This is a genomic window from Pseudomonas sp. H1_D05, assembly GCF_054682705.1.
Genome location: NZ_CP162825.1, coordinates 5,014,786 through 5,038,206, shown reverse-complemented (window position 1 = coordinate 5,038,206; position 23,421 = coordinate 5,014,786). Strand labels below are relative to the sequence as shown.

Here is a 23,421-nt window from a genome sequence, read left to right as displayed (position 1 = left end):
GCTTGCTCGCGAAGACGCCAGTAGCTGCGACATCAATCTTTTGGGAAAGTAGTTAGCCTGCTTTCTTTTATCTGACACCCAAGCCATGATGCGGGCTCTCCCACCGCCGCCCGCGAACGAGTCCTCATGTCTGCGCAGCAACTGCCACCGCAAAGCTCCATGGCGATCACCCTGCAGATCGTTTCTATCGTGTTCTACACCTTTATTGCGTTCCTCTGCATCGGCCTGCCGATCGCGGTGTTGCCCGGTTATGTGCATGAGCAGCTGGGTTTCAGCGCGGTCATCGCCGGGCTGGTGATTGGCTCGCAATACCTGGCCACCCTGCTCAGCCGGCCAATGGCCGGGCGCATGTCGGACACGGTCGGCACCAAACGGGCGATCATTTATGGCTTGTGGGGGATTGTCCTCAGTGGCTTGCTGACGCTGCTCTCTACCCTGTTGCAGACTTGGCCGCTGACAAGCCTGATCATTCTGATCATCGGCCGCTTGCTGCTTGGCATCGCACAGGGCTTGATCGGCGTCGGCACCATCAGTTGGTGCATGGGCCAGGTCGGCGTCGAACACACGGCAAAATCCATCGGCTGGAACGGCATTGCCTCCTATGGGGCGATTGCCATTGGTGCGCCCTTAGGCGTGGTGATGGTTGTTGATTACGGTTTCACCAGCCTCGGCATCGCGCTAGCCGTGCTGGCGGCCGGTGCGCTGGTGCTGATTCGCAATAAGCCTTCGGTGCCGGTGATCCGTGGCGAACGCCTGCCGTTCTGGGCGGTGTTCGGGCGGATCGCCCCGTATGGCGCCAGTCTGACCTTGGCCTCGATCGGTTACGGCACCCTGACCACTTTCATCACCCTCTATTACCTCAACCGAGGCTGGACCGGCGCGGCGTACTGCCTGACGGTGTTTGGCGTGTGCTTCATCCTGTCGCGGCTGATGTTTATCTCGGCGATCAGTCGGTTTGGCGGGTTCAGGTCCGCTATCGCCTGCATGACCATCGAAACCTTGGGCTTGGTGATGTTGTGGCTGGCGCCGTCGACCGCATTCGCCTTGATCGGTGCCGGACTGGCAGGGTTTGGTTTGTCGCTGGTGTACCCGGCGCTGGGTGTCGAGGCGATCAAGCAGGTGCCCAGTTCCAGCCGAGGATCCGGGTTGGGCGCTTATGCAGTGTTCTTCGATCTGGCGCTGGCGATTGCCGGGCCGTTGATGGGCGCGGTGGCGTTGAACCTGGGGTATTCGTGGATTTTCTTCAGCGCGGCGTTGTTGTCGGTGATCGGGCTGGGGCTGACCTTGCTGCTGCAGCGCCGGGCGATTTCCTGAATCATCGACGCAAAACCAATGTGGGAGCGAGCTTGCTCGCGAAGGCGGTGAGTCAGTCAGCACATGTATTGACTGACACTACGCCTTCGTCGGAACGCCGCCCGGAGCAAGCTCGCTCCCACAGTTGCTGCGGTGCTGCGGGGATCGGATTATTGATCCGCGGTTTGCATGCCGGCCCGGGTCGGTTTACCCAAGGTGTGCGAGAAGAACCGTCCAGCCTCAGAGATCAGGTTGCGGTGAATGTCTTCGCGATCCACACCATCGGCATCGGTGCACAACGCCGGCATGGCGCGAATCTGTTCTTCGTTGCACGGCGCCATAAACACGAAGTGCCCAGCCCCGGCGAGTAATTTGAAATCCGGTGCCGTCGGCAGTTTGCGCGCCAGCGCGGCCGCATTCTTGTCGAAGGCCACCAGTTTGTCACCATCACCGCTGTAGAGCAGCACCGGCACATGCACGTCAGCCAAGGTGTGACGACCGAACTTCAGGCTCAGCGGCGCCATCAGCAGCAGCGCATGAACGCGCGGATCGGCCACCGGTTGCAGATCATCCCGATCAACGATCAACTCACCCTGGGTGTTACAAGCATCACGATCGTCCGGGCGCTCTTGGCAATACCGACGCAGGCGATCGAGATCCGGTTGCGCCCCGGACAGGATCAACGCGGTCTCGCCGCCCGCCGAATAACCGATCACCCCGACCTGATCCGCATTGACGTAAGGCGCGAGCATGCGATCGCCCAAGGTTGCGGTGATGGCTTCGGAAATCTGGATCGGTCGCCCGTAGAGATTGCTCAGGGTGCCGAGTCGGCTGTGGTCTTTGGAATTGTCGCCGGGGTGAATCACCGCCACCACGACAAAGCCTTTGCGCGCCAGCGAAGTCGCCAGGTCGTGCAGTGCGAGCGGCGTGCCGGTGTTGCCATGGGAGAGCATCAGCATCGGGAAACGGCCGATGGCGACTTTGGTGTCTTCGCCGGCCTCGACCGAATAGCCCTCGAGCAGGCTCAGGTGCTCACGATCGCTGGAGGGATAAAAGGCGATGGCGCGCATCGGTTGCAGGTCCAGCGGATCGAGGAAGGTCATCTCGTGATAACCGACGCTCCAGACCGGGTGTCGCCCAGGCGCGGCATGCACTGTGTTAAGGCTGCCGAGCAGGCAAATCAGTAACGTTGCACAAAGACGCATCATGGGATGCCCCACCCTGTTGTTACTCAATCGAAAGTTCCGTTGCGTTGCGGGCCTGAAACCCCGGGGATTCGGTGTTCCGGTACGACAATGCACTCAGACGCTGATTGTGTGACTGCATAACCCGGGCCAGATTATGTAACAGCCAGAAACAAAAAACTCCGTATTCGCCCCTTGCGGAACCAGAATACAGAGTTTTTTGGGTATTACCTGAACATCAGCTGTTCTTTACGCAAGCCTTACGCGGCGGCGAACAGTTGCTCGCTGATCTTCGCTTGTGCAGCGGTCATCGCGTTGTTGCGCACTTCTTCGCCATACGCCAGGCCTTCAGCGCGGACGATTTCGATGTCGGTGATGCCGAGGAAGCCCAGTACCAGCTTCAGATATTCTTCGTGAGCGATGCCGCTGGCCTGACCGGCATGAATACCGCCGGAAGTGGATACGATCACCACTTTCTTGCCGCCGCACAGGCCTTCAGGGCCGGCTTCGGTGTAACGGAAGGTTTGACCGGCGACGGCAACGCGGTCGATCCACGCCTTGAGTTGGGTCGGCACGGTGAAGTTGTACATCGGAGCCGCGATCACCACGGCGTCCGCAGCTATGAATTCGGCCAGGGTCGAAGCGCTCAGTTCGGCTTCGTGCTGTTGAGCAGCGTTACGCAGCTCAGCGGTGGTGCCAGCGGCGACCAAGGTGGTCGACGAGAAGTGGCTGATGGCATCGGCGGCCAGGTCGCGGTAGGTCACCACGGCGCTTGGCTCAGCGACTTGCCAGGCTTTGACGACTTCGCTGCTCAACTGACGGGAAGCCGAATTGTCGCCCAGAATGCTCGAATCGATATGCAGCAGTTTCATGTGGAATCTCCTGGAAGGAATCGCCGGTGGCGACGGAATGGAGACAATCCTACGCAAGAAACCAATGGATGATTAGCCGCCTGAAATGCGATAGTTTGTCCCACTGATAGAACAGTCGGATATCCCTGATGCAAGACCTCAACGATCTCTACTATTTCGCCAAAGTCGTCGAAGCCGGCGGTTTTGCTGCGGCCGGGCGCTTGCTCGGGATTCCCAAATCACGGCTGTCGCGGCGCATTGCCGAACTTGAAGAACGCCTTGGCGCGCGTTTACTGCAACGCACCACCCGGCAACTCAATCTCACTGCAGTTGGCGAACGTTACTTGCGCCACTGTCAGGCGATGCTCCTCGAAGCAGAAATGGCCGATGAAGCGGTGGCGAGCATGTCCAGCGAGCCGCGCGGGCGACTGCGCGTGTCCTGCCCTACAGGTCTGGCCCGGGAAATGTTGCCGTGGGTGATCAGCGATTTCCTTGGCAAATTCCCCCAGGTGCAACTGGAAGTCGTACTGCTCAATCGCCGTGTTGATCTGGTCGGTGAGGGCTTTGATGTCGCGTTGCGCGTGCGTGAGCACGGTGACGAGGATCCGCTGCTGGTGACCCGACGCCTGCGTCAGGCGCAGATGGTCGTGGTGGCCAGCCCGGCGTTTTTACAGGGCAAGACGATCAACCATCCGCAAGACCTGAAGCATCTGCCCGTACTGGGTGCGCTGGAGGCCGATCGTATGGTGCATGTGCGCCTGCTCGATCAGCAGGGCCACAGTTTCGAACTGAACATGGAGGCTCGCCTGGGCATCGATGATTTTGTCGTACGCAAGGCCTGCGTCCTCGCCGGTCAGGGGTTTACCCTGTTGCCGATGATGTATTGCGAGGCGGAGCTGGAAAACGGCACGCTGGTGCAGATGTTGCCGGAGTGGTCACTGCCCGGCGGCTGGCTGCAAGCAGTGTATCCGCATCGGCGCGGGGTGATGCCAGCGGTGCGCGCGTGGATCGATCATCTGGTCGAGTCGTTCAATGCCTGTGGGGAGCGGTTGTTATGAACAAGGGAAAGATGAACGAAGCCGACGTTGCGGCGTTCTGCCTGGCATTGCCGGGCGCTCGGGAAGATTACAAATGGGGCGGCGTGCGAGTGTTTTCGATTGCCGGCAACAAGATGTTTGCCTTGCAGGGGCTGCGTGGGGATTCGCTGGCGTTCAAGGTTGATAAAGATCTGTTTCTCGGTCATTGCGACCGCCCGGGGATTCACCCGGCGCCCTATCTGGCCCGGGCGCAGTGGATCATCATGCATCCGCCCTACCCGTTGGGCGCCGAGGAATTGCGCGGGTTGTTGCAACGTTCGCATCAGCTGGTGGTGAGCAAGTTGCCGAAAAAGACCCAAATCGGTTTGTTGCTGTAAACCCGATCCCTGTAGGAGTGAGCCTGCTCGCGATAGCGGAGTGTCAGTTGGAATTTCTTTGGCTGACACTCCGCTATCGCGAGCAGGCTCACTCCTACATAGGGAGTTGCGGTGTATTCAGAACAGCGTCAGCAGATTCGAGCCAAGAAACAGCTGGTCGATCCAGAACACCTGGTGCAGCAACACAATCACCCAGAACAGAATCTGAAACGACACCTTGCGCGTCTTGTGCCGGAACACCTGCTGGGCGATCAATGCACCCGGCCAGCCGCCCGCCAGTTCCACAGCATGAAGGATGTTCTCCGGTGTGCGCCAGGCGTCGGCGCGCGCCTTGCGCTTGTCTGCCCAGTACATGAAGAACGCCAACACGCTCACAACACCGTAAGCCGTCAGCGGCACCAACGAAATCCCGCGCAACCACATCGACACCGAGCCGAACAGCGGCAACGCGCAGACGATCAACAGAACCAGCAGTTTCAGCTTCAGATGCTGGATGTTGTTGCCGCCCGAAGGTCGCCCTTCGGGCCGGCGTGCGCGGGAATCACTCATGGCTTGGCCGCCGCCCAATCGATCCAGCCAAACTGCCACGTCGCCAGAATGACCAGACCAAAAACGATCCGATACCAGGCAAATGCCGCATAGCTATGGCTGGCAATGAACTTGAGCAAGCCGCGCACGGCGATCATGGCGAAGATGAACGCGGTGACAAAGCCGATGGCAAACACCGGGAAGTCCGCCGGGACAAACAGATGGCGGTACTTGTAGCCCGAGTAGACCGCCGCACCGACCATGGTCGGCATCGCGAGGAAGAAGGAAAACTCGGTGGCAGTCTTGCGCGACAGACCGAAGAGCAACCCGCCAATGATCGTCGAGCCGGAACGCGAAGTGCCGGGAATCATCGCCAGACACTGAGCGAAACCAACCTTCAAAGCATCTTTCCAAGTGATCTCGTCGACTGTTTCGGCGTGCACTGCATGCTGACGCTTTTCCGCCCACAACATGATGATGCCGCCCACCACCAACGCGGTCGCAACGGTAATCGGATTGAACAGGTATTCGTGGATCAGGTCGGCAAAGATCACGCCCAGCACCACAGCGGGCAGAAACGCGATCAGCAGGTTAGCGGTGAAACGACGGGCACTGGGCTGCGTCGGCAAACCGATGACCACATCGAGAATCTTGCGGCGAAACTCCCAGACCACCGCGAGGATCGCGCCGAGCTGGATGATGATATTGAACGCCATGGCCCGTTCGCCGCCGAAATTCAGCAAGTCGGCAACAATGATCTGGTGTCCGGTACTGGAAATGGGCAAAAACTCCGTCAGCCCTTCTACAACTCCTAGTATCAGTGCCTGCAAGGCCGTCCAAAGATCCATCAATCCCCCAAAGAGCGATGCGCGCCGGCATGCTCCGATAATATTTTTCTAGCGTTCACTGCGATCAGCGTAGCTGTTTATGGCTGTACCGATTCCGCACGCACAGGATCCACACGAAACGGTCAAAATTCCGTGAAATATCAATTTGGATTCAGGTTTTCACGCGCGGGGCCGAAATCCTAACAGACAAGCCTTATTAGCGCTGCCGCGTTATACGACTTGGGTCGCGTATGCCCGCTCACGAAATCGTGGTTGGATGCTGGCGGTCGTTTATTACAAGAAAAAGAATCCGGAGTGACAGCGTTATGAACAGCTTGCGCAGTGTGTCGATCAGCCGACGCTTGTGGCTCATCTTGATTGTGGCGGTGGTCATGTTGCTGACCTTGGGCGTGTTGATGCTCAAGCAGATCCACGACGATCTCTACCACGCCAAGGCCCAGAAAACCCAGCACGTAGTACAGACCGCCAGCGGCCTGCTGACCTACTACCACGACCTCGAAACCGCCGGCACCCTGAGCAAAGAGGCGGCGCAGAAACAGGCGCTGACGGCGATTCGTGGGCTGCGCTACGACCAGAGCGATTATTTCTGGATCAACGACCTCACGCCCGTGATGGTCATGCACCCGACCAACCCGAAACTCGAAGGCCAGAACCTCTCGGCGATCCGCGATCCGGACGGTTTTGCGGTGTTCAACGAAATGGTCGCCATCGCCAGGTCCAAAGGCGCCGGCATGGTCGACTACCGTTGGCCGAAACCCGGCGCCAGTGAGCCGGTGGCCAAGACCTCCTACGTCAAACTGTTCGAGCCGTGGGGCTGGGTGCTCGGCTCCGGAGTTTACGTCGACGACGTGCAGGCGGAATTCCAGGGCCAAGTGATCAAGGCTACGGTCATCGGCCTGGCGATTGCCGTGATCATGGCGCTGCTGGTGATCCTCATCGCGCGCAGCATCGTCCGTCCGCTGCAGGAAACCGTGAACGCCATGGCCAACATTGCCAGCGGTGAAAGCGACCTGACCCGCAGCCTCGATACCCATGGCAAAGATGAAGTCACTGAACTGGCGCATCACTTCAACGCCTTCACCGCCAAACTGCGGCGGGTGATCGGCGAATTGCAGGTGTCGGCCAGTGCACTGGGTCAGTCGTCCAGCGAACTGGGCAACGACGCCACGCAGGCCCAGCAGCGCAGCCAGCAGCAATCGCAGCAGATGGAACTGGTGGCCACCGCGATCAACGAGGTGACCTATGGCGTGCAGGACGTGGCGAAGAACGCCGAGCACGCCGCCGCCGAAATGCGCGATGCCGAAGCGCAGGCGCAACAGGGCCAGATCAACATCGATGGCAGCTTGCAGCAGATCGACAAACTGTCCGGCACTATCGATCAAGCGGTGGAGGTGATCCGCACCCTCGCCGCCGAAAGTACGCAGATCGGCAGCGTGCTGGAAGTGATTCGCTCGATTGCCGAACAGACCAACCTGCTCGCGCTTAATGCCGCGATTGAAGCGGCGCGGGCCGGTGAGCAAGGTCGCGGATTTGCCGTGGTGGCGGATGAAGTACGCTTGTTGGCGCAACGTACGCAGAAGTCGACGGCGGAAATCCAGTCGATGATCGAGCGTCTGCAGAACCATTCCGAAGCCGCTGTGAAAGTGATCGGCGACAGCAGCAAGGCGTCGCAACTGACCATCGAACAAGCCGGGTTGGCCGGTGCGAGTCTGAATGCGATTGGCCAGGCACTGCGTAATCTCAATGGCCTGAACGCTTCGATTGCCAGCGCCACGTTGCAGCAGGCGCATGTGGTCGAGGACATTAATCAGAACGTCACTCAGGCGGCCGGCCTCTCGCACAGCACGGCGATCGCTGCCGAACAATCGAGTGCGGCCAGCCTGAAACTTGGCCAGTTGAGCGAACAACTCAACGCCCTCCTGCGCCAGTTCCGCGTCTGACCCAAAACCTGTGGGAGCGAGCTTGCTCGCGAAAGCGTCAGGTCAGTCAAAGAAGATTTCGACTGCACAGGCCCCTTCGCGAGCAAGCTCGCTCCCACAGGGTTCTTCAGTGTCTGGGCGAATGCAGTACAATCCGCCCCCTCCTCAATTTCCCCCAAGGAACCCCCATGTCCGGGCTTGAACTGTTTGCCGCCGCCCTCGGGGTGCTCGCCGTGTGGCTGACGGTCAAACAGAATCCGTGGTGCTGGCCGATCGGTCTGGTCATGGTGCTGCTCTATAGCTGGATCTTCTTTGAAGTGAAGCTGTATTCGGACATGTTGCTGCAAGTGATCTACGCCGCGCTGCAAGTCTATGGCTGGTGGCAATGGACCCGCGCCGGGACGATGCATGACGGTCGTGAGGTCACGCGCCTCGATCAACGCTCGGTCCTGATCGGCTTGGGCGTTGGCGCGGTCGGCAGCCTGTTGCTCGGTGCGGCCATGGCTCACTGGACCGACGCCGCGCAACCGTGGCTCGATGCCGCGCTGACCGGTTTCAGCCTGGTCGCGCAACTGTGGATGGCGCAGAAACGCCTGCAATGCTGGGCGCTGTGGTTTGTGCTGGATGTGATCTTTGTCGGCTTGTTCATCTATAAGGGGCTGTACCTGACCGCTGCGCTGTACGGGCTGTTCACTCTGCTGGCGATCCAGGGCTTTCGCGAATGGCGTGCTGACCCGGCGTTGCGCACATGAAGGTTGTGGTCCTGACCGGCCCCGAATCCACCGGCAAAAGCTGGCTGGCGGCGGGCCTGCAACAACGCTTTGGCGGCTTGCGGGTGGATGAATACGTGCGTCGGTTTATCGAACTCAATCCCCGCGACACTTGTCTGGCTGATATCCCGGAAATCGCCCGGGGCCAATTGCACTGGGAAGATGAAGCGCGGGCGCAACAGCCGTCATTGCTGATCCTCGACACGCACTTGCTGAGCAATATGCTCTGGAGTCAGACGCTGTTCGGCGATTGCCCGGCCTGGCTGGAATCCGAATTGTTGGCGCGGCATTACGACCTGCACCTTTTACTCTCGCCAGAGCAGATCGACTGGACCGATGACGGTCAGCGCTGCCAGCCGGATCTGGACGAGCGTCTGGCGTTTTACCAGGCCACGCAGAACTGGCTGGAAAACCACCATCAACGCTTTCAGGTCATCGAGGGCGATTGGGCCGAGCGCCAGTCGCAGGCGTTTGCCGCCGTCGAGCAACTGCTGGCTGAATGACCCGGTCAAAGGGTCCCTTTCCCACGCGATTTCCCCTGTTTTGGGGACAAAGTGTCCAATCCTGAAACACTCGCCCGCGTGCAAAGTGCCCGTTTCAGCACGGTTCACAGCTTTGTCATGCCGGTTGTTACGCGGGTGAAACACCTTGGCGCAAACCCTTGTGCCAGAGCTTTATTCAGCCAATAGACAGGTCAACGCCACCCTGCGTGTATCAGCCATGAAACAGGCGGTGTATCAGGCCGGCGCATCTATTCCCCAAGCAATTGAAATTGAAAGATATTTCAAAAGCGGCACAGCTTTCGCTCTCTACTTCACAACGCTGACTAGGGCCAGCCCACTGAAGAAGGAATTGCAGCCGTGGGGAATATCAAAAAAGGTTTGACCTGCCTTCTGCTGATCGGATCAGCAGCCAGTACGTTCATCAGCTTCAACGTGCAGGCAGAAGGCAATGGCGTGATTGTCCTCAACCGCGATGTTCAGCCTATTCCTATCGGTCGCAGCGGCGGTAAAGACCCCTATCCAACCACAGTCAATGCTAACCCTTCAGCCCGCATCAATCAGGCGATGAGCAGCACTGAGCTCAATGACGGTGAGTTTGCCAGCGTAGCCAGTGGCTCCTCGATCCGCGGCAACATCAGCACACCGACGGCGAATCTGCCTGGCATGAACACCCTGACCAATACCAACGGCCTGCCCGGTATGAGCAGCGGCCACGGCGGCGGCGCCGGCGGTTCCATCTCCAACACCGTCAACCGCGCAATGGGCGCAGGCCTGGCTCCGCTGACCCGCATGGCTGGAGGTCAATAAGATGAATCGCACCCTGCTCCTGCTCGCCCTCTTCGGTTGCGCCAACGCCATGGCCGCCGACCCCAGCTCAGTGAACAACGCGAACATTCAGGACACCGGCATCCAGTACCGCGGCAACTACAACGTCAACCAGGCCGCCGGCGACCAGATGCAACAGACCAACACCAAGGCCATTGCCATCGGCACCTCGGCCAGCGCCACCACAATCGTCCGCCAGCACATCGACACACCCGGTAACCCGTCGACGAATGCCAGCGCGACCATTGGCGGCAACTCATTCAGTAATGGCAACGGGATCCTCGGTGTGAACCAGGGCGCCGGTGCCAACAACCAGATGGCCAACGTCACGCGCGTCAGCATCAGTGCTGGCCCGCAGAGCGTTGACGACAGTGCCCTTTCGCAACAGAACGTGGCGCTTCTACCGAGCTCAGGAGCAACTGGTACCTCACCCGGCAGTCGCCAGGTCACGACAAGTGATCAGGCCTTCACCGGCAGCCGCGGGGTAATCCAGGTGAACCAGAGTGCCGGGGTGGGGAACCGTATGGCTAACACCCTGAGCATCCGGGTCGCTGACTGACCCAAACAACAAAAGCAGTGCAATTAGAAAGTACCAACACTTAACCAACTAATAAGCACGATGGAGAAACACCATGAAACCTACAATGGCTCTCAAACCACTGGTTTTCGCACTTGCAGCAGTGATGGCAATCGCAGCACAGGCAGGCGGTCGTGATGACGATCATGGTAACGGGCACGGCAATGGTCATGGCAACCATGAACCAAAAGGCCCTACCCTGGAACAACTTCTGCAAATCGGCGCCGGCGCTGGTGCTGCCGTACTCGACACGCAGAACAGCGATGGCAACCTGGTGGGCAACCAAGGCACCAAAAATGATGCCTCCGTTCGCGACTCCGCCAATGGCACCAACGGCAACGTCGGCATGAACAACACCGCCGGGGATGGCAACCAACAAGACAACGCCGCTGCACTGGCAACTGCCGACGAAAGCTTCATCTTCGGCAGTGCCGTGTCCGTTTCCAGCGCGACTCAGGTCAACAACAACAACGCGGTTGCCAACTACTCGACAACCAACAACGCCAACCTCAACAACGTGGGTAACGGCGGTTCCGGCAACATCGGTGTGAACAACAGTGCCGGCAACTTCAACCAACAGAAAAACAACCTGGCCATTGCTGTATCCGGTGGTCGTGTAGCTAACGCCGCTGCCGCTGCCAACCAAAGCTCCACTGGGTTGACTGTGTCCAACAACGGCACTCAAACCTACAAAACCGATACTCTGAGAGGCACCTTCACCGCTGCCGGCGCATTCGTGGCAGCTGGCAAAGCGACCATCGAAGGCGACAAAGGCCATGGTGGTGGCGGTTATGGCGACAACGACCGTGGTCATGGCGGCAACGGCGGCAGCAAAGATCAGAAAGCGACCTTTGAAGCTGTCGGCATCTTCGGTCTCGCCGGTGTAACCACGCAACAAGTGCTGACCCCTGATGGCTGGAAAAACCCTGTGACCAACAACGCAAGCATCTCCAACGTTGGCAACAACTTCTCCGGCAACGCTGGTTACAACAACGCCGCTGGTGTTGGTAACCAACAAAGCAACTCGCTGTCCATCGCTGCAGGTTGCAAAGCCTGCCTGTAATCGCGATCGAAACGAAAGCCCCGGAAACGGGGCTTTTCCTCAGTCCGCAAAGGCGTATCGATCATGCGTAAGACTGCCCTTTTCGCTCTGCTTTGCCTGTCCGGCCTGACCCAGGCTGCCCAGATGCCAGTCGCTGCCCTCCCAGGCGGCGTACTCGTCTACAAGAACGTGCAAAGCATTCGTGAGCGCAAGTTTTCCGACATTGTCGAACAGAAAACCGATTTCAGCTGCGGCGCTGCTGCACTGGCTACGGTGTTACGCCAGGCCTATTGGCTCGACGTCGATGAGGAGCACATCATCAAAGGCATGCTGGTCAACGCTGACCAGGACCTTGTTCGTACTCAAGGGTTTTCCATGCTGGACATGAAGCGCTACATAGAAAGCATCGGCATGCGCGCCAGGGGTTACAAGATTCCGCCGGAAAAACTCGATGCTGTAACCATCCCGGTGGTGGTACTGATGGAAATTCGCGGCTACAAGCATTTCGTGGTTCTGCAGCGTTCGGACAAGGATTGGGTTTACATCGGAGACCCGGTTTTAGGCCACAAGCGCTACAAACATGATGACTTTGTCAAAGGTTGGAACGGCATTGTCTTCGCCATCGTCGGCCCCGGTTATGACAAAACCAATGCATTGCGCAGCCCGCCGACACCGCTGACGGCGAAGAACAAGCTGGATAACTTCAACCCTGTCAGAGATGCTGAATTGATGGACTTCGGGTTCATACAGAGCGACTTCTTTTAATCGCCGATTATAAAGAATGGGGCTGGATGTCCCGGGAGCAGCAAATGAAAACCTCATACTGGCTGGCCGCCGCCTGCCTGGCAGCGAGTGCGTCAGGCTATGCCAATGCAGGATTCAAACCTATAGAAATACAAGACAAGGAGTTGTCCGAACTACGTGGTCGTTATGTCATGCCGGGGCGGATTATCAGCTTCGGCATTGTCATGAGCAGTACCTGGCGCAACGCCAGTGGCGATTTGATCGGGGCTTCGACCTCGATGCAACTTCAGGCAGCAACGGTAAAACCTGAATTCTATGTTCAAACCATCAAGGAACACGGCAACGGCAGCACCCTTTCTACGGGTACCGGCACAATCAACGGTGGCGCCGGCCTCGACAGCAGCCAGGGCGTAACACAGAGCGTACGCGCTGCGGGTGACAGCAATACCGCCTATAACAACGTTGCCATCAACGTTAAAGAAGCCAGTCAGGCGCCAGCACTGGTGCCCACCCAAGGGCAGGCGCTGATGGCCGGGCAAACCATCGGCGGCAGCAATGCCGCAGGCAGCGTGGCGGTTTCGGCCAACGGTGGCGGCGTACAAATGGCCATTCAGGCCTCCGGCAATCAAGGTACGGCCCTGCAACAGGTCGCTCAAGGCGGCTTGCTGCAGAACACCCGTTTGCTCGGCAGTGCCAACGTGGTCAATAACATGACTCAACTCAACGTCGTCCTGAACAATAACGGCATGAGTGCCGGCGCACTGGATTGCAACCTGACTCAGCTCAGGGCACTACGAAATATTGGATATTGAACTACGCTGAGTCTCGATCATTGGGCTTAAAGGGACGGCTTATTCATGTATCGATCAGTATCACTGCGTGCCGCTGTTTGCTTGAGCACCCTTCTACCTGCAGCGATGCTGCAAGCGGCACCGGACGCCGACGTAGAAGTCCTGAAACAAGAGCTTCTGGAGCTGAAACAACGTTACGAAGTACAACAAAAGGCCCTGGCGGTACTCGAACAACGGGTTCGCCAGGTCGAAGATCAACCGGCGGCGCCACCACCCAAAAGGTTGGCCAAGTCGCCGTCGGATATGAAAGGCAATCCAAAAGTGGCCACCGGTACCGGGGCCGCAGCAGCGTCGGGGGGCGCAGCCGGAGGCAGTGGGGCTTCTTACGGGCAATCGCTGGCAGATGATTCGCAACCGGCACAGAGTGTGTCCAACCTGTATGACGAGGCCAGTGGCTTCTTCGGCGGTGGCAAATTCAGCTTCGAAACCGGTATCACCTATTCGCGCTATGACACCCGTCAGTTGATCCTCAACGGCTTTCTGGCCCTCGACTCGATCTTTCTCGGCAACATCAACCTCGACCGGATCAAGGCCGACACCTGGACCCTTGACCTCACGGGCCGCTACAACTTCGACAATCGCTGGCAGTTCGACCTGAACGTGCCGGTGGTCTACCGCGATTCGACTTATCAATCCGGCGGCGGCAACGGCGGAGCGTCCAACGTCACGACCGAGCAGGACGTGACACGCGATCCAACCATTGGCGACGTCAACTTCGGCATCGCCTACAAGTTCCTCGATGAGTCAGCCAACACGCCGGATGCGGTCGTCACCTTGCGCGTCAAGGCGCCAACCGGCAAGGATCCGTTCGGGATCAAGCTGCGCCAGACCGACGCCAACTCCAACCTGTTCGTGCCTGACACCCTGCCCACCGGCAACGGCGTCTGGTCGGTCACTCCGGGGATCTCGCTGGTCAAGACGTTCGACCCGGCGGTGCTGTTCGGCAGCTTGTCCTACACCCACAACCTGGAGGAGTCGTTTGACGACATCAGCTCGACGGTCAACCAGAAAAACCCGGGCAAGGTCAAGATCGGCGACAGCTTCCAGATCGGCGCCGGTATTGCGTTTGCGCTGAACGAGAAGATGAGTATGTCGTTCTCGATGTCTGACCTGGTGCAGCGTAAAAGCAAGCTGAAGCAGGATGGCGGCGATTGGCAATCGGTGGTATCCAGTGACGCCAACGCCGGTTATTTCAACGTCGGCATGACCATTGCGGCCACCGACAACCTGACCATTGTTCCGAACTTGTCGATCGGTTTGACCGACGATGCACCGGACTTTTCCTTCAGCCTGAAATTCCCTTACTACTTCTAGGAAAAAGCAAAAGATCGCAGCCTGCGGCAGCTCCTACAGGGATTACACAAATCCAATGTAGGAGCTGCCGCAGGCTGCGATCTTTTGATCTTCAGGTATCTAGCGAATCTGGTGTTTATGCAGCAGGCGGTAGAACGTCGGCCGTGACACCCCGAGCACTTTGGCCGCCACACTGAGATTATCGCTGTGCCGGTTCAACACATCACACAACGCCTGGCGTTCGGCGCGGGTCTTGTAATCTTCCAGCGTGCCCATCGGTGTGGCGATCGAGTGCTGACTGATCAAGCCCAGATCCCGTGCCTCGATCTGCCGCCCTTCAGCCAACACCAAACCTCGTCGCACACGGTTGGCCAGTTCACGGACGTTACCCGGCCAGTCATGTTTGCCCATGGCAATCAGCGCGTCTTCGCTGAAACTGCGCGGACGGCGACCGGTTTCATGGCTGTAGAAGTGGGAAAAGTGGTTGGCCAGCATCGAGAGATCACCATGGCGTTCACGCAACGGCGCGGTGACCACTTGCAGCACGTTGAGCCGGTAATACAGGTCTTCGCGAAAACGTTTCTTCTCGATGGCCGCCTCAAGGTCGACGTGAGTCGCCGCCAGCACACGCACATCCACCGGGATCGGCTGGCTGCCGCCGACGCGTTCGATGTGTTTTTCCTGCAAAAAGCGCAGCAGATTGGCCTGCAGTTCCAGTGGCAGATCACCGATCTCATCGAGAAACAGCGTACCGCCATTGGCTGCCTCAATGCGCCCGACCTTGCGCTGATGCGCACCGGTAAACGCGCCTTTCTCGTGGCCGAACAGCTCGGACTGAATCAAATGTTCGGGAATCGCCCCGCAATTGATCGCCACAAATGGTTTGCTGTGACGTTGGGATTGCCGATGCAGCGTGCGCGCGACCAGTTCTTTGCCGGTACCGCTTTCACCGCGGATCAGCACCGGCGATTCGGTCGGTGCCAGTTTGCTGAGTAACTTGCGCAATTCGCGGATCGGCCTGCTGTCACCGAGCAGTTCATGTTCGGGCTGATCGACATGAATCGTGCCCTGCCCACGCAAGCGCGCCATGCCGAATGCCCGGCCAAGGGTGACCTGCACCCGCGACACGTCGAACGGCAAGGTGTGGAAATCGAAAAACCATTCACAGACGAAGTCACCGACGTTCTGTAAACGCAGGACTTCCTGATTGAGCACGGCGATCCATTCAGTGCCGCTGCGACTGATCAGCTCCTTGACCGCCTCGGGGCGTTCGAGATGAAACGGCTGTAATCGCAACAAGCCGACATCACAACTGCGGTCGGCGGCATTTTCCAGGGTGCAACTGTCAACATCCCAACCTACGGCGCGTAATCCGGGCAATAAGCGGTGGCAGTCGTCGCACGGATCGACCACCAATAAACGTCGTAACGCTGGCGCTTCGCTCATGACTGTTCCTTGGCGCCAAATTATTAGAAATGATTGTAAAAACAGTCATTTGGCAGACCCGACTGTAACATTAGCAAGATTTTGACAGCGCCTTGTATCGATTGCTTATAGGTGTACAAGCAAACGCGTTATAAGAAACCAGGTTGTTAGTTAGCTATCGACTAAATTGCTGTTTCAACCTTTCAGTGAGCTTTCAAAAACCTGGCAACAATGCAACACCCTGAAAGAAAGTTGAAATTTCTTTGTTTCATGTGTGACCTGCCTACCGGTTCGGTGCATCAGTACAAGTACCAGCCGAACGGTAAGCCCAACCGACGGCACATCATTTGATTGGGCACGACAGAGAGAAAACCCCATGACCGCCCCGCTCCGTATCAACGAAGCTCTTTTGATTGCCAACCACGCGTTCAAACCGTTCCAGTGCGTAGCCTGGGCGCCACAAGACGGCAATGGCGAGCTCAGCCTGACCGTGATCGACCGGACCAACTCGCACATCGGTCGCAAACAGATCCCGAGCAGCGCCTACTCCGATCCAGCGCAACTCGAGCAACTGTTGGAGCAGGCTCGCGCTGAACTCAGCGAAGAAGGTTACAGCTTGCAATCCTGGTCGATGCCACACTAACAGCCGGGCGATGCGGATGACGCTCAGGTCATCCGCCCTACTCGGTTAGTTCCAATCTTTTTAACGCTCCGTACTTTTGCACAACTATTTGCAACTTGTTCAGGCGTAACTGCTTGGCCGGCTTGCTATTGGTTCAAAAAGACACTGTTCTGGCACAGTGCGACCGTCCATCTGTTAGTTCTTACAGTTGTACTTCTCCCGGTTCAGGGATTGAATGTTTCGCTCATGCAGTTACCCGCCCGGTTCCCGGTACCAGGTCAACTCGCAAGGAGATGCGTGCATGTCCACTCTGAACACTTTCGCGCTGCCGGTGGCATCAACTTCTTTATTGAGCCGAGCCGGTCAACTCGACAGAACATTTGCCGCTAACGGCGTTGCTCAAGTGTATTTCGCTGGCAGTGTGTCCAGCCTGACCGAGGACATCGCCCTCGATGTGCAGGGACGGGTGCTGGTCGCAGCAAAGGTCGGCCTCGCCACCGGTAGCCGATTCGGCCTGGCACGGATGCTTGCCGATGGCTCGGCCGATCTGACCTTTGGCGATCAAGGCAGCGTGATCGAAACCTTTGCCCCGGGCTTTGAAGCCACGGCCGGTAAAGTCCGGGTACTCCCCGACGGACGCATCCTGCTCGCCGGCCTGCATTATGAAAACGCTCATCGCACCTTGCCGGCTCTGGCCATGTTTGACGCACAGGGCAAGCCGGATCTGCGCTTCGGTGACAACGGTCGCCAGGTGGTGCGCCTGCCCGGCGACTTGTCCATGGGCAGCCGTGATGCCTGGCTACCGCCGGGCGTCCCGGGTGCTGAAGCCTGCGACTTTGTAGTCCAGGACGACGGCCATATTCTGCTGATCGCCAATCACCATTTCGAACTCGCCGACCATGCCGGCATGCTGATTCGCCTCAAGCCCGACGGCAGCCTCGATGAAACCTTCAACGGCCGCGGCTTCGTGATGATTCGCCACTTGCTGCTCAACACCTGGCTCAGCAGCCTGCTGTTGCAAAAGGATGGGCGAATCGTAGTGGCCGGCTCCATCGACTTTCCGCAGGAAGGTTTGTTGGCGCGCTACCTGCCCGACGGTCGCCTCGACGAACGTTTTGCCGTGGACGGCTTCATGGCGTTCAAGGCTCACGGGCAAAGCGCCCAGGTCAGTCAGGTCCTGGAATCGGCCGATGCACTGCATTGTTTCGGCAGCAGTCGCGACCCGATTCGGTGCATGGCGTACAGCCTGCACACCAACGGTCGACCGAACCTGCACCATCACGGCGTGCAACCACAGTTGCTGGAAATCGGCCCGAGCGGCTGCCAATGGAGCGCCGCCCAGCGCATGGCGGACGGCCGCATCATCGCGGTCGGTGCAACCATTGGCGGATTCGAAGCGGATTTTATTGTTGCCCGTTACCAGAGGGACGGCGGCCTGGATCACAGCTTCGGTGACGGCAAAGGCTGGCTGCGCACGCGTCTGGGGCGCAGTCTCGACACCGCCAACTCGCTGGCCGTGCAAGCGGACAATGCCATCCTCGTCGGCGGTTATTCATTGGATGGCAACTACCGAGCCATGGTGGCGCGTTACCTGAACCATTGAAAAACACGCACTGTACTTGATCTTCCGCAACGCATCCGGCAACTTGCGCGCTTCTAAAGACAAGGAGCAGCCGATGTCCGGTTCAATGGCCCAGGCGTTCGCGCAAAATTTTCTCGGGCACTCGCCACGTTGGTACAAGGCGACCATCGTCGGTTTCCTCATCCTCAACGCCGTCGTGCTGTTCAGCGTCGGCCCGGTCGCGGCCGGCTGGTTGCTGGTGATCGAATTCATCTTCACCCTGGCGATGGCGCTCAAGTGCTATCCGCTGATGCCCGGCGGTTTGTTGTTGATCGAAGCACTGCTGCTGAAGATGACCACCCCCCAAGCGCTTTACGATGAACTGGTGCACAACTTCCCGGTGATCCTGCTGCTGATGTTCATGGTGGCCGGTATCTACTTCATGAAAGATCTGTTGCTGTTTCTGTTCTCGCGCCTGCTGTTGGGCGTGCGTTCAAAAGCGATACTGGCCTTGCTGTTCTGCTTTCTTTCCGCGTTTCTGTCGGCGTTTCTCGATGCCTTGACGGTGACCGCAGTGATCATCAGTGCGGCGGTCGGTTTCTATTCCGTTTATCACCGTGTCGCGTCGGGCAACGATCCGCGCCAGGACAGTGAGTTTGCTGACGACCGGAACCTGCCGAAACTTCACCATGACGATCTGGAACAATTCCGTGCGTTCCTGCGTAGTCTGTTGATGCACGGCGCGGTCGGTACGGCGCTGGGCGGTGTCTGCACACTGGTGGGCGAACCACAAAACCTGCTGATCGGCCACGAAATGGGTTGGCACTTCGCCGAGTTCTTCCTGAAAGTCGCGCCGGTGTCGATACCGGTGCTGGCAGCGGGTCTGGTCACCTGCGTGTTGCTGGAGAAGCTGCGCTGGTTCGGCTACGGCACACTGCTGCCGGACAATGTTCGCGCCGTGCTGGCCAACTACGCCGCCGAAGACAATGCCGAGCGCACAGCGCGCCAACGCGCAGCCCTGCTGGTGCAAGGCGCGGCCGCACTGATCCTGATCGGCTGCCTGGCCTTTCACATCGCCGAAGTCGGTTTGATCGGCTTGATGGTGATTGTGTTGATCACCGCGTTTACCGGCATCACCGACGAACATCGTCTGGGCAGCGCATTCAAGGACGCCATGCCGTTCACGGCGTTGCTGGTGGTGTTTTTTGCGGTGGTCGCGGTGATTCACGATCAACAGCTGTTTGCGCCGTTGATCGAGTGGGTGCTGGCCCTGCCGGTCGAGCAACAACCGGGCATGCTGTTCATTGCCAACGGCCTGCTGTCGGCGATCAGTGACAACGTGTTTGTCGCCACGATCTACATCACCGAAGTGAAACAGGCGTTCCTCGCCGGCCACATGAGCCGCGAGCATTTCGAGACGCTGGCGATCGCGATCAACACCGGCACCAACCTGCCAAGCGTGGCGACACCGAATGGCCAAGCCGCATTCCTGTTCCTGTTGACCTCGGCGATTGCACCGCTGGTGCGCCTGTCGTACGGGCGGATGGTGTGGATGGCGTTGCCGTACACCTTTGTGATGGGACTGCTGGGTTGGTATGCCGTGAGCTATTGGCTCTGATCAACACCGCGTAAAAACTGTAGGAGTGAGCCTGCTCGCGATAGCGGTGTGTCAGCCCAGGAAATGGTGACTGATACATTGCTATCGCGAGCAGGCTCACTCCTACATTTGGTTTTGCGTGCTTTCAGCGAGGGAGGATGTATTTCTCGATCGCTTGCGCCACGCCGTCTTCAGTGTTCGGCGCGGTGACCACGTCGGCTTGGCGCTTTACCGCGTCCTCCGCCTGGGCCATGGCTATCGAAAAGCCTGCACAATGGAACATCGCCGGGTCGTTGCCGCCATCGCCGATGGCCGCTGTCTGCTCCAACGGAATACCGAGATGTTCGGCCAGCGTCGCCAGCGCGGTGCCTTTGTTGGCTTCCAGCGCCGTGACGTCGAGATACACCGGTTGCGAACGCGACACTTGCGCCATGCCATTGACCTTGGGCAACAGGCGCGCCTCCAGTTCGATCAACAGCTCAGTGTTGTTACTGGTCGCGACGATCTTGTCGATGCGCTCAAGATACGGCTCGAAACTCTCCACCACCACCGGCGGATAACCGAGGCCATGCTGCTCGCGCGGTACCATCGGCCCGTGCGGATCCTTGAGCAGCCAGTCGCCGCCGCTGAACACCCAGATCTCGACTTCCGGCTGATCAGCAAACGTGGCCAGCGCAATCAGCGCGGTGCTGGCCGGCAAGTAATGCGCGACCAGCAAACTGCCATCCGGGTTAACGATGGTGCCACCGTTGAACGCCGCCGTCGGCAGATCAACACCCAAGGCTTCGATCTGCTGCAACATGGCTTTCGGCGGTCGACCGGTGGCGAGGCTGAACAACACGCCCGCCTCACGCAGCGAACGCACTGCTTCGATGGTGCGCTGGCTCAACGTGTGGTCGGGCAGCAGCAGCGTGCCGTCCATGTCACTGAGCAGAAAACGGATAGGTTGTTGCGGAAAGTCACTCATCCGAGGCCATGCCAGACGCGACCATCGCGAGTCAGCAGGTCTTCAGCAGCCTGCGGGCCGTCCTCACCAGCGGCATAAGTCTGCACGCTCGCGTCCTGCTGCCAGGCGTCGAGGAACGGCTGCACGGCACGCCAGCCGTTTTCAATGTTGTCGGCGCGCTGGAATAACGTCTGATCGCCGGTCAGGCAGTCATAGATCAGGGTTTCGTACCCGGTCGACGGCTGCATCTCGAAAAAGTCTTTGTAGGCAAAACCCAGCTCGATGTTGGCCATGTTCAACGCCGGCCCCGGCCGTTTGGCCAGCAGGTCGAACCACATGCCTTCGTTGGGCTGGATCTGGATGCGCAGGTAAGTCGGCTGCAATTCGTCGACTTCGGTATCACGGAACTGCGCGTACGGCGCCGGTTTGAAGCAGATGACGATCTCGGTGTCGCGCACGCTCATGCGCTTGCCGGTGCGCAGGTAGAACGGCACGCCGACCCAGCGCCAGTTGTCGATCATCACCTTCAGCGCCACGTAGGTTTCGGTGTTGCTGTCAGGCGAGACGTTGGGCTCCTGGCGATAACCGCTCAGCGGCTTGCCGTCGACCTCACCGGCGCTGTACTGACCGCGCACCGAGTTGGCCCGCGCCTCTTCAGTGGTCCACGGACGAATTGCCCCCACAACCTTGGCCTTCTCGCCGCGCACCGCATCGGCGCCAAACGCGGCCGGCGGTTCCATGGCGACCATGGCCAGCAACTGGAACAGGTGATTGGGCACCATGTCACGCAGGGCGCCGGTGTGTTCGTAAAAACTGCCACGGGTTTCGACGCCGACGGTTTCAGCGGCGGTGATCTGTACGTGGTCGATGTAGTGATTGTTCCAGAAGGCTTCGAACAGGCTATTGGAGAACCGGCTGACCAGAATGTTCTGCACGGTTTCCTTGCCCAGGTAGTGGTCGATCCGATAGATCTGCTTCTCGGACATCACCTTGAGCAAACAGGCGTTCAACGCTTCGGCGGTTTGCAGATCGGAGCCGAACGGCTTCTCGATCACCACCCTTCTGAACGCTTCGGGAGTTTCCTCCAGTAATTTGGCAGCGCCCAGTCGGCGCACCACTTCACTGAAGAAACGCGGCGCGGTGGCCAGGTAGAACACCGCATTGCCAGTGCCGCTGTCGGCGATTTTCGCCGCCAGCGCGGAATAAGTGCTGTCGTCCAGGAAGTCGCCCTGGACGTAGCTGATACCTTTGGCGAGCTTGGCCCACAAGGCCGGATCAAGCATCTGATCGCCCTTGCCGACCTTCGCCGCCACTTCGGTGCGGATGAAATCTTCGAGCTTCTGCGCGAAGGCTTCATCGGTAATGGCGTTGTGGTCAACGCCGACGATCCGCAGATTGTCGTCAAGCAAGCCGTCGCGACTGAGGTTGTACAGCGCCGGCATCAGCAAGCGCTTGACCAGGTCGCCGTGGGCACCGAACAAAAACAGCGTGGTCGGTGGTGCGGGTTCTGCCTTGGATTTTCTGCGGATCGTATGGGTCATTTCTTCGGTGTCTCCACGTGGCCGCCGAAGCCGAAGCGCTGGGCCGAAAGAATCTTGTCGCCAAAGGTGCCCTGACCGCGCGAGCGGTAGCGCGAGAACAGCGAGTTCGACAGCACCGGTACCGGCACCGCTTGTTCCATGGCCGCTTCGATGGTCCATTGACCTTCGCCGCTGTCCGCTACGGAGCCGGAGAAACCGTCGAGTTTCGGATCGCTGGCCAGTGCATCGGCGGTCAGGTCGAGCAACCACGACGACACCACGCTGCCACGGCGCCACACTTCGGCGATGTCGGCCACGTTGAGGTCGAAACGCTGATCTTCCGGCAGGCGCTCACTGGACTTGGTCTTGAGGATGTCGAAGCCCTCGGCGAACGCGGCCATCATGCCGTACTCGATACCGTTGTGAATCATCTTCACGAAGTGCCCGGCACCGGCGGGACCGGCGTGGATGTAGCCGTGTTCGGCGCGGTGGTCGTCGGACTGGCGATCCTTGGTGCGCGGGATATCACCCATGCCCGGCGCCAGAGCAGCGAACAGCGGGTCGAGGCGCTGCACGGTTTCGGCGTCACCGCCGATCATCATGCAATAGCCACGCTCCAGGCCCCAGACGCCGCCGGAGGTACCGACGTCGATGTAGTGCAGGCCTTTCTCGGCCAGAGTTTTGGCCCGGCGAATATCATCCTTATAGTTGGTGTTGCCGCCGTCGATGATGGTATCGCCGGCTTCGAGCAAAGTGCTCAGGGTGTTGATGGTGTCTTCGGTCGGCGCGCCGGCCGGCAACATGACCCAGACCGCACGCGGTTTGGCCAGGCCGGCAACCATTGCCGGCAAGTCGGCGACGCCGGTGGAGCCCTCGGCGACCAGGTTTTCGATGAAAGCGGTATTGCGGTCGTAAACAACGGTGGTGTGACCGTTGAGCATCAGACGTCGCGCAATATTGCCGCCCATGCGGCCCAGTCCAATAATCCCGAGTTGCATGTGCTGATGCTCCTTACTACAAATAAATGTGTGTCATTGGTTATAGCCCAACGCGACTGATGGAGGTTAGTCCAGAGCGTTGCGATGAAGTTTCCGGGCATTGTGCCCGA

Annotated in this window: 24 protein-coding genes; 16 read left to right on the top strand and 8 right to left on the bottom strand. The window is 58.9% G+C overall.

Going from position 1 to position 23,421, the window contains the following annotated elements; genetic code table 11:
- Positions 1-126: 126 nt before the first annotated feature.
- Positions 127-1,314: an MFS transporter gene (locus tag AB4O11_RS22765; protein ID WP_460128650.1), complete on the top strand. Its 1,188-nt coding sequence runs from the start codon at positions 127-129 to the stop codon at positions 1,312-1,314.
- 149 nt (positions 1,315-1,463) lie between these two features.
- Here AB4O11_RS22765 and AB4O11_RS22760 read toward each other — a convergent pair whose 3' ends face one another.
- Positions 1,464-2,501 (bottom strand): alpha/beta hydrolase family protein, encoded by a 1,038-nt coding sequence (locus AB4O11_RS22760; protein ID WP_095048871.1) that lies wholly within the window; start codon positions 2,499-2,501, stop codon positions 1,464-1,466.
- A gap of 236 nt (positions 2,502-2,737) precedes the next feature.
- Entirely contained in the window at positions 2,738-3,349 is a 612-nt protein-coding gene (locus AB4O11_RS22755) for an FMN-dependent NADH-azoreductase (RefSeq protein WP_093432787.1), read from the bottom strand.
- Positions 3,350-3,477: 128 nt separating this feature from the next.
- Here AB4O11_RS22755 and AB4O11_RS22750 point away from each other — a divergent pair, with 128 nt between their 5' ends.
- The gene (locus AB4O11_RS22750) at positions 3,478-4,386 is read left to right on the top strand and encodes a LysR substrate-binding domain-containing protein (RefSeq protein WP_093432790.1); all 909 of its coding nucleotides are present in this window, start codon (positions 3,478-3,480) and stop codon (positions 4,384-4,386) included.
- Complete coding sequence (locus tag AB4O11_RS22745) at positions 4,383-4,742, top strand: MmcQ/YjbR family DNA-binding protein (RefSeq protein ID WP_460090825.1); 360 nt, start codon at positions 4,383-4,385, stop codon at positions 4,740-4,742. Before AB4O11_RS22750 ends, AB4O11_RS22745 begins: the two co-directional genes overlap by 4 nt.
- Before the next feature lie 117 nt (positions 4,743-4,859).
- On the opposite strand, the gene AB4O11_RS22740 is transcribed toward AB4O11_RS22745, so the two are convergent.
- Both AB4O11_RS22740 and AB4O11_RS22735 read right to left on the bottom strand, forming a co-directional pair.
- Positions 4,860-5,291: a DUF1294 domain-containing protein gene (locus tag AB4O11_RS22740; protein WP_099759086.1), complete on the bottom strand. Its 432-nt coding sequence runs from the start codon at positions 5,289-5,291 to the stop codon at positions 4,860-4,862.
- Positions 5,288-6,118 (bottom strand): undecaprenyl-diphosphate phosphatase, encoded by an 831-nt coding sequence (locus AB4O11_RS22735; protein ID WP_257355032.1) that lies wholly within the window; start codon positions 6,116-6,118, stop codon positions 5,288-5,290. Before AB4O11_RS22735 ends, AB4O11_RS22740 begins: the two co-directional genes overlap by 4 nt.
- Before the next feature lie 305 nt (positions 6,119-6,423).
- Between AB4O11_RS22735 and AB4O11_RS22730 the strand changes: the two genes are divergently transcribed.
- From AB4O11_RS22730 to AB4O11_RS22685, 10 genes are all read left to right on the top strand, one after another.
- Positions 6,424-8,058, top strand: coding sequence for a methyl-accepting chemotaxis protein (locus AB4O11_RS22730; RefSeq protein ID WP_460128647.1), 1,635 nt, complete (start codon positions 6,424-6,426; stop codon positions 8,056-8,058).
- Between the two features lie 167 nt (positions 8,059-8,225).
- Positions 8,226-8,789: a nicotinamide riboside transporter PnuC gene (gene pnuC, locus AB4O11_RS22725; RefSeq protein WP_460128644.1), complete on the top strand. Its 564-nt coding sequence runs from the start codon at positions 8,226-8,228 to the stop codon at positions 8,787-8,789.
- Positions 8,786-9,310, top strand: coding sequence for an AAA family ATPase (locus AB4O11_RS22720; protein ID WP_093432804.1), 525 nt, complete (start codon positions 8,786-8,788; stop codon positions 9,308-9,310). The genes pnuC and AB4O11_RS22720 overlap by 4 nt, the downstream gene beginning before the upstream one ends.
- A gap of 145 nt (positions 9,311-9,455) precedes the next feature.
- Entirely contained in the window at positions 9,456-9,692 is a 237-nt protein-coding gene (locus tag AB4O11_RS22715) for a hypothetical protein (protein WP_460128642.1), read from the top strand.
- Positions 9,668-10,117, top strand: coding sequence for a hypothetical protein (locus tag AB4O11_RS22710; RefSeq protein WP_093432807.1), 450 nt, complete (start codon positions 9,668-9,670; stop codon positions 10,115-10,117). The genes AB4O11_RS22715 and AB4O11_RS22710 overlap by 25 nt, the downstream gene beginning before the upstream one ends.
- Position 10,118: 1 nt before the next feature.
- On the top strand, positions 10,119-10,694 hold the full coding sequence (locus tag AB4O11_RS22705) for an adhesin (protein WP_427120105.1): 576 nt from the start codon (positions 10,119-10,121) through the stop codon (positions 10,692-10,694).
- Positions 10,695-10,767: 73 nt separating this feature from the next.
- Positions 10,768-11,775: a heme utilization protein gene (locus tag AB4O11_RS22700; RefSeq protein ID WP_093432813.1), complete on the top strand. Its 1,008-nt coding sequence runs from the start codon at positions 10,768-10,770 to the stop codon at positions 11,773-11,775.
- Positions 11,776-11,838: 63 nt separating this feature from the next.
- On the top strand, positions 11,839-12,519 hold the full coding sequence (locus AB4O11_RS22695) for a C39 family peptidase (protein ID WP_093432815.1): 681 nt from the start codon (positions 11,839-11,841) through the stop codon (positions 12,517-12,519).
- 44 nt (positions 12,520-12,563) lie between these two features.
- A complete protein-coding gene (locus AB4O11_RS22690) occupies positions 12,564-13,310 on the top strand; it encodes a hypothetical protein (RefSeq protein WP_460128638.1) in 747 nt (248 codons plus the stop codon).
- A 45-nt stretch (positions 13,311-13,355) separates the two neighbouring features.
- On the top strand, positions 13,356-14,663 hold the full coding sequence (locus AB4O11_RS22685; RefSeq protein ID WP_093432820.1) for a transporter: 1,308 nt from the start codon (positions 13,356-13,358) through the stop codon (positions 14,661-14,663).
- Between the two features lie 99 nt (positions 14,664-14,762).
- Here AB4O11_RS22685 and AB4O11_RS22680 read toward each other — a convergent pair whose 3' ends face one another.
- Complete coding sequence (locus AB4O11_RS22680; protein ID WP_186623310.1) at positions 14,763-16,088, bottom strand: sigma-54 dependent transcriptional regulator; 1,326 nt, start codon at positions 16,086-16,088, stop codon at positions 14,763-14,765.
- A 355-nt stretch (positions 16,089-16,443) separates the two neighbouring features.
- Between AB4O11_RS22680 and AB4O11_RS22675 the strand changes: the two genes are divergently transcribed.
- The 3 genes from AB4O11_RS22675 (at position 16,444) to nhaB (ending at position 19,868) form a co-directional block, all read left to right on the top strand.
- A complete protein-coding gene (locus AB4O11_RS22675) occupies positions 16,444-16,710 on the top strand; it encodes a hypothetical protein (RefSeq protein ID WP_095048857.1) in 267 nt (88 codons plus the stop codon).
- A gap of 280 nt (positions 16,711-16,990) precedes the next feature.
- Complete coding sequence (locus AB4O11_RS22670) at positions 16,991-18,292, top strand: NHL repeat-containing protein (RefSeq protein ID WP_460128637.1); 1,302 nt, start codon at positions 16,991-16,993, stop codon at positions 18,290-18,292.
- A gap of 73 nt (positions 18,293-18,365) precedes the next feature.
- Entirely contained in the window at positions 18,366-19,868 is a 1,503-nt protein-coding gene (gene nhaB / locus AB4O11_RS22665) for a sodium/proton antiporter NhaB (RefSeq protein WP_093432826.1), read from the top strand.
- Positions 19,869-19,992: 124 nt separating this feature from the next.
- Here nhaB and AB4O11_RS22660 read toward each other — a convergent pair whose 3' ends face one another.
- From AB4O11_RS22660 to gnd, 3 genes are read right to left on the bottom strand one after another with little or no spacing between them, the layout of a single operon-like run.
- Positions 19,993-20,814, bottom strand: a complete 822-nt coding sequence (locus tag AB4O11_RS22660; RefSeq protein WP_320336828.1) for an HAD family hydrolase — start codon at positions 20,812-20,814, stop codon at positions 19,993-19,995.
- The gene (zwf, locus tag AB4O11_RS22655; RefSeq protein WP_093432830.1) at positions 20,811-22,334 is read right to left on the bottom strand and encodes a glucose-6-phosphate dehydrogenase; all 1,524 of its coding nucleotides are present in this window, start codon (positions 22,332-22,334) and stop codon (positions 20,811-20,813) included. Before zwf ends, AB4O11_RS22660 begins: the two co-directional genes overlap by 4 nt.
- Positions 22,331-23,311: a phosphogluconate dehydrogenase (NAD(+)-dependent, decarboxylating) gene (gene gnd / locus AB4O11_RS22650; RefSeq protein ID WP_093432832.1), complete on the bottom strand. Its 981-nt coding sequence runs from the start codon at positions 23,309-23,311 to the stop codon at positions 22,331-22,333. The genes zwf and gnd overlap by 4 nt, the downstream gene beginning before the upstream one ends.
- Positions 23,312-23,421: the final 110 nt, after the last annotated feature.

Coding starts and splice junctions, on each gene's coding strand:
- AB4O11_RS22765 (WP_460128650.1), top strand. CDS start 127: ATGTCTGCGCAGCAACTGCCACCGCAAAGCTCCATGGCGATCACCCTG.
- AB4O11_RS22760 (WP_095048871.1), bottom strand. CDS start 2,501: ATGATGCGTCTTTGTGCAACGTTACTGATTTGCCTGCTCGGCAGCCTT.
- AB4O11_RS22755 (WP_093432787.1), bottom strand. CDS start 3,349: ATGAAACTGCTGCATATCGATTCGAGCATTCTGGGCGACAATTCGGCT.
- AB4O11_RS22750 (WP_093432790.1), top strand. CDS start 3,478: ATGCAAGACCTCAACGATCTCTACTATTTCGCCAAAGTCGTCGAAGCC.
- AB4O11_RS22745 (WP_460090825.1), top strand. CDS start 4,383: ATGAACAAGGGAAAGATGAACGAAGCCGACGTTGCGGCGTTCTGCCTG.
- AB4O11_RS22740 (WP_099759086.1), bottom strand. CDS start 5,291: ATGAGTGATTCCCGCGCACGCCGGCCCGAAGGGCGACCTTCGGGCGGC.
- AB4O11_RS22735 (WP_257355032.1), bottom strand. CDS start 6,118: ATGGATCTTTGGACGGCCTTGCAGGCACTGATACTAGGAGTTGTAGAA.
- AB4O11_RS22730 (WP_460128647.1), top strand. CDS start 6,424: ATGAACAGCTTGCGCAGTGTGTCGATCAGCCGACGCTTGTGGCTCATC.
- pnuC (WP_460128644.1), top strand. CDS start 8,226: ATGTCCGGGCTTGAACTGTTTGCCGCCGCCCTCGGGGTGCTCGCCGTG.
- AB4O11_RS22720 (WP_093432804.1), top strand. CDS start 8,786: ATGAAGGTTGTGGTCCTGACCGGCCCCGAATCCACCGGCAAAAGCTGG.
- AB4O11_RS22705 (WP_427120105.1), top strand. CDS start 10,119: ATGAATCGCACCCTGCTCCTGCTCGCCCTCTTCGGTTGCGCCAACGCC.
- AB4O11_RS22700 (WP_093432813.1), top strand. CDS start 10,768: ATGAAACCTACAATGGCTCTCAAACCACTGGTTTTCGCACTTGCAGCA.
- AB4O11_RS22695 (WP_093432815.1), top strand. CDS start 11,839: ATGCGTAAGACTGCCCTTTTCGCTCTGCTTTGCCTGTCCGGCCTGACC.
- AB4O11_RS22690 (WP_460128638.1), top strand. CDS start 12,564: ATGAAAACCTCATACTGGCTGGCCGCCGCCTGCCTGGCAGCGAGTGCG.
- AB4O11_RS22685 (WP_093432820.1), top strand. CDS start 13,356: ATGTATCGATCAGTATCACTGCGTGCCGCTGTTTGCTTGAGCACCCTT.
- AB4O11_RS22680 (WP_186623310.1), bottom strand. CDS start 16,088: ATGAGCGAAGCGCCAGCGTTACGACGTTTATTGGTGGTCGATCCGTGC.
- AB4O11_RS22675 (WP_095048857.1), top strand. CDS start 16,444: ATGACCGCCCCGCTCCGTATCAACGAAGCTCTTTTGATTGCCAACCAC.
- AB4O11_RS22670 (WP_460128637.1), top strand. CDS start 16,991: ATGTCCACTCTGAACACTTTCGCGCTGCCGGTGGCATCAACTTCTTTA.
- nhaB (WP_093432826.1), top strand. CDS start 18,366: ATGTCCGGTTCAATGGCCCAGGCGTTCGCGCAAAATTTTCTCGGGCAC.
- AB4O11_RS22660 (WP_320336828.1), bottom strand. CDS start 20,814: ATGAGTGACTTTCCGCAACAACCTATCCGTTTTCTGCTCAGTGACATG.
- zwf (WP_093432830.1), bottom strand. CDS start 22,334: ATGACCCATACGATCCGCAGAAAATCCAAGGCAGAACCCGCACCACCG.
- gnd (WP_093432832.1), bottom strand. CDS start 23,311: ATGCAACTCGGGATTATTGGACTGGGCCGCATGGGCGGCAATATTGCG.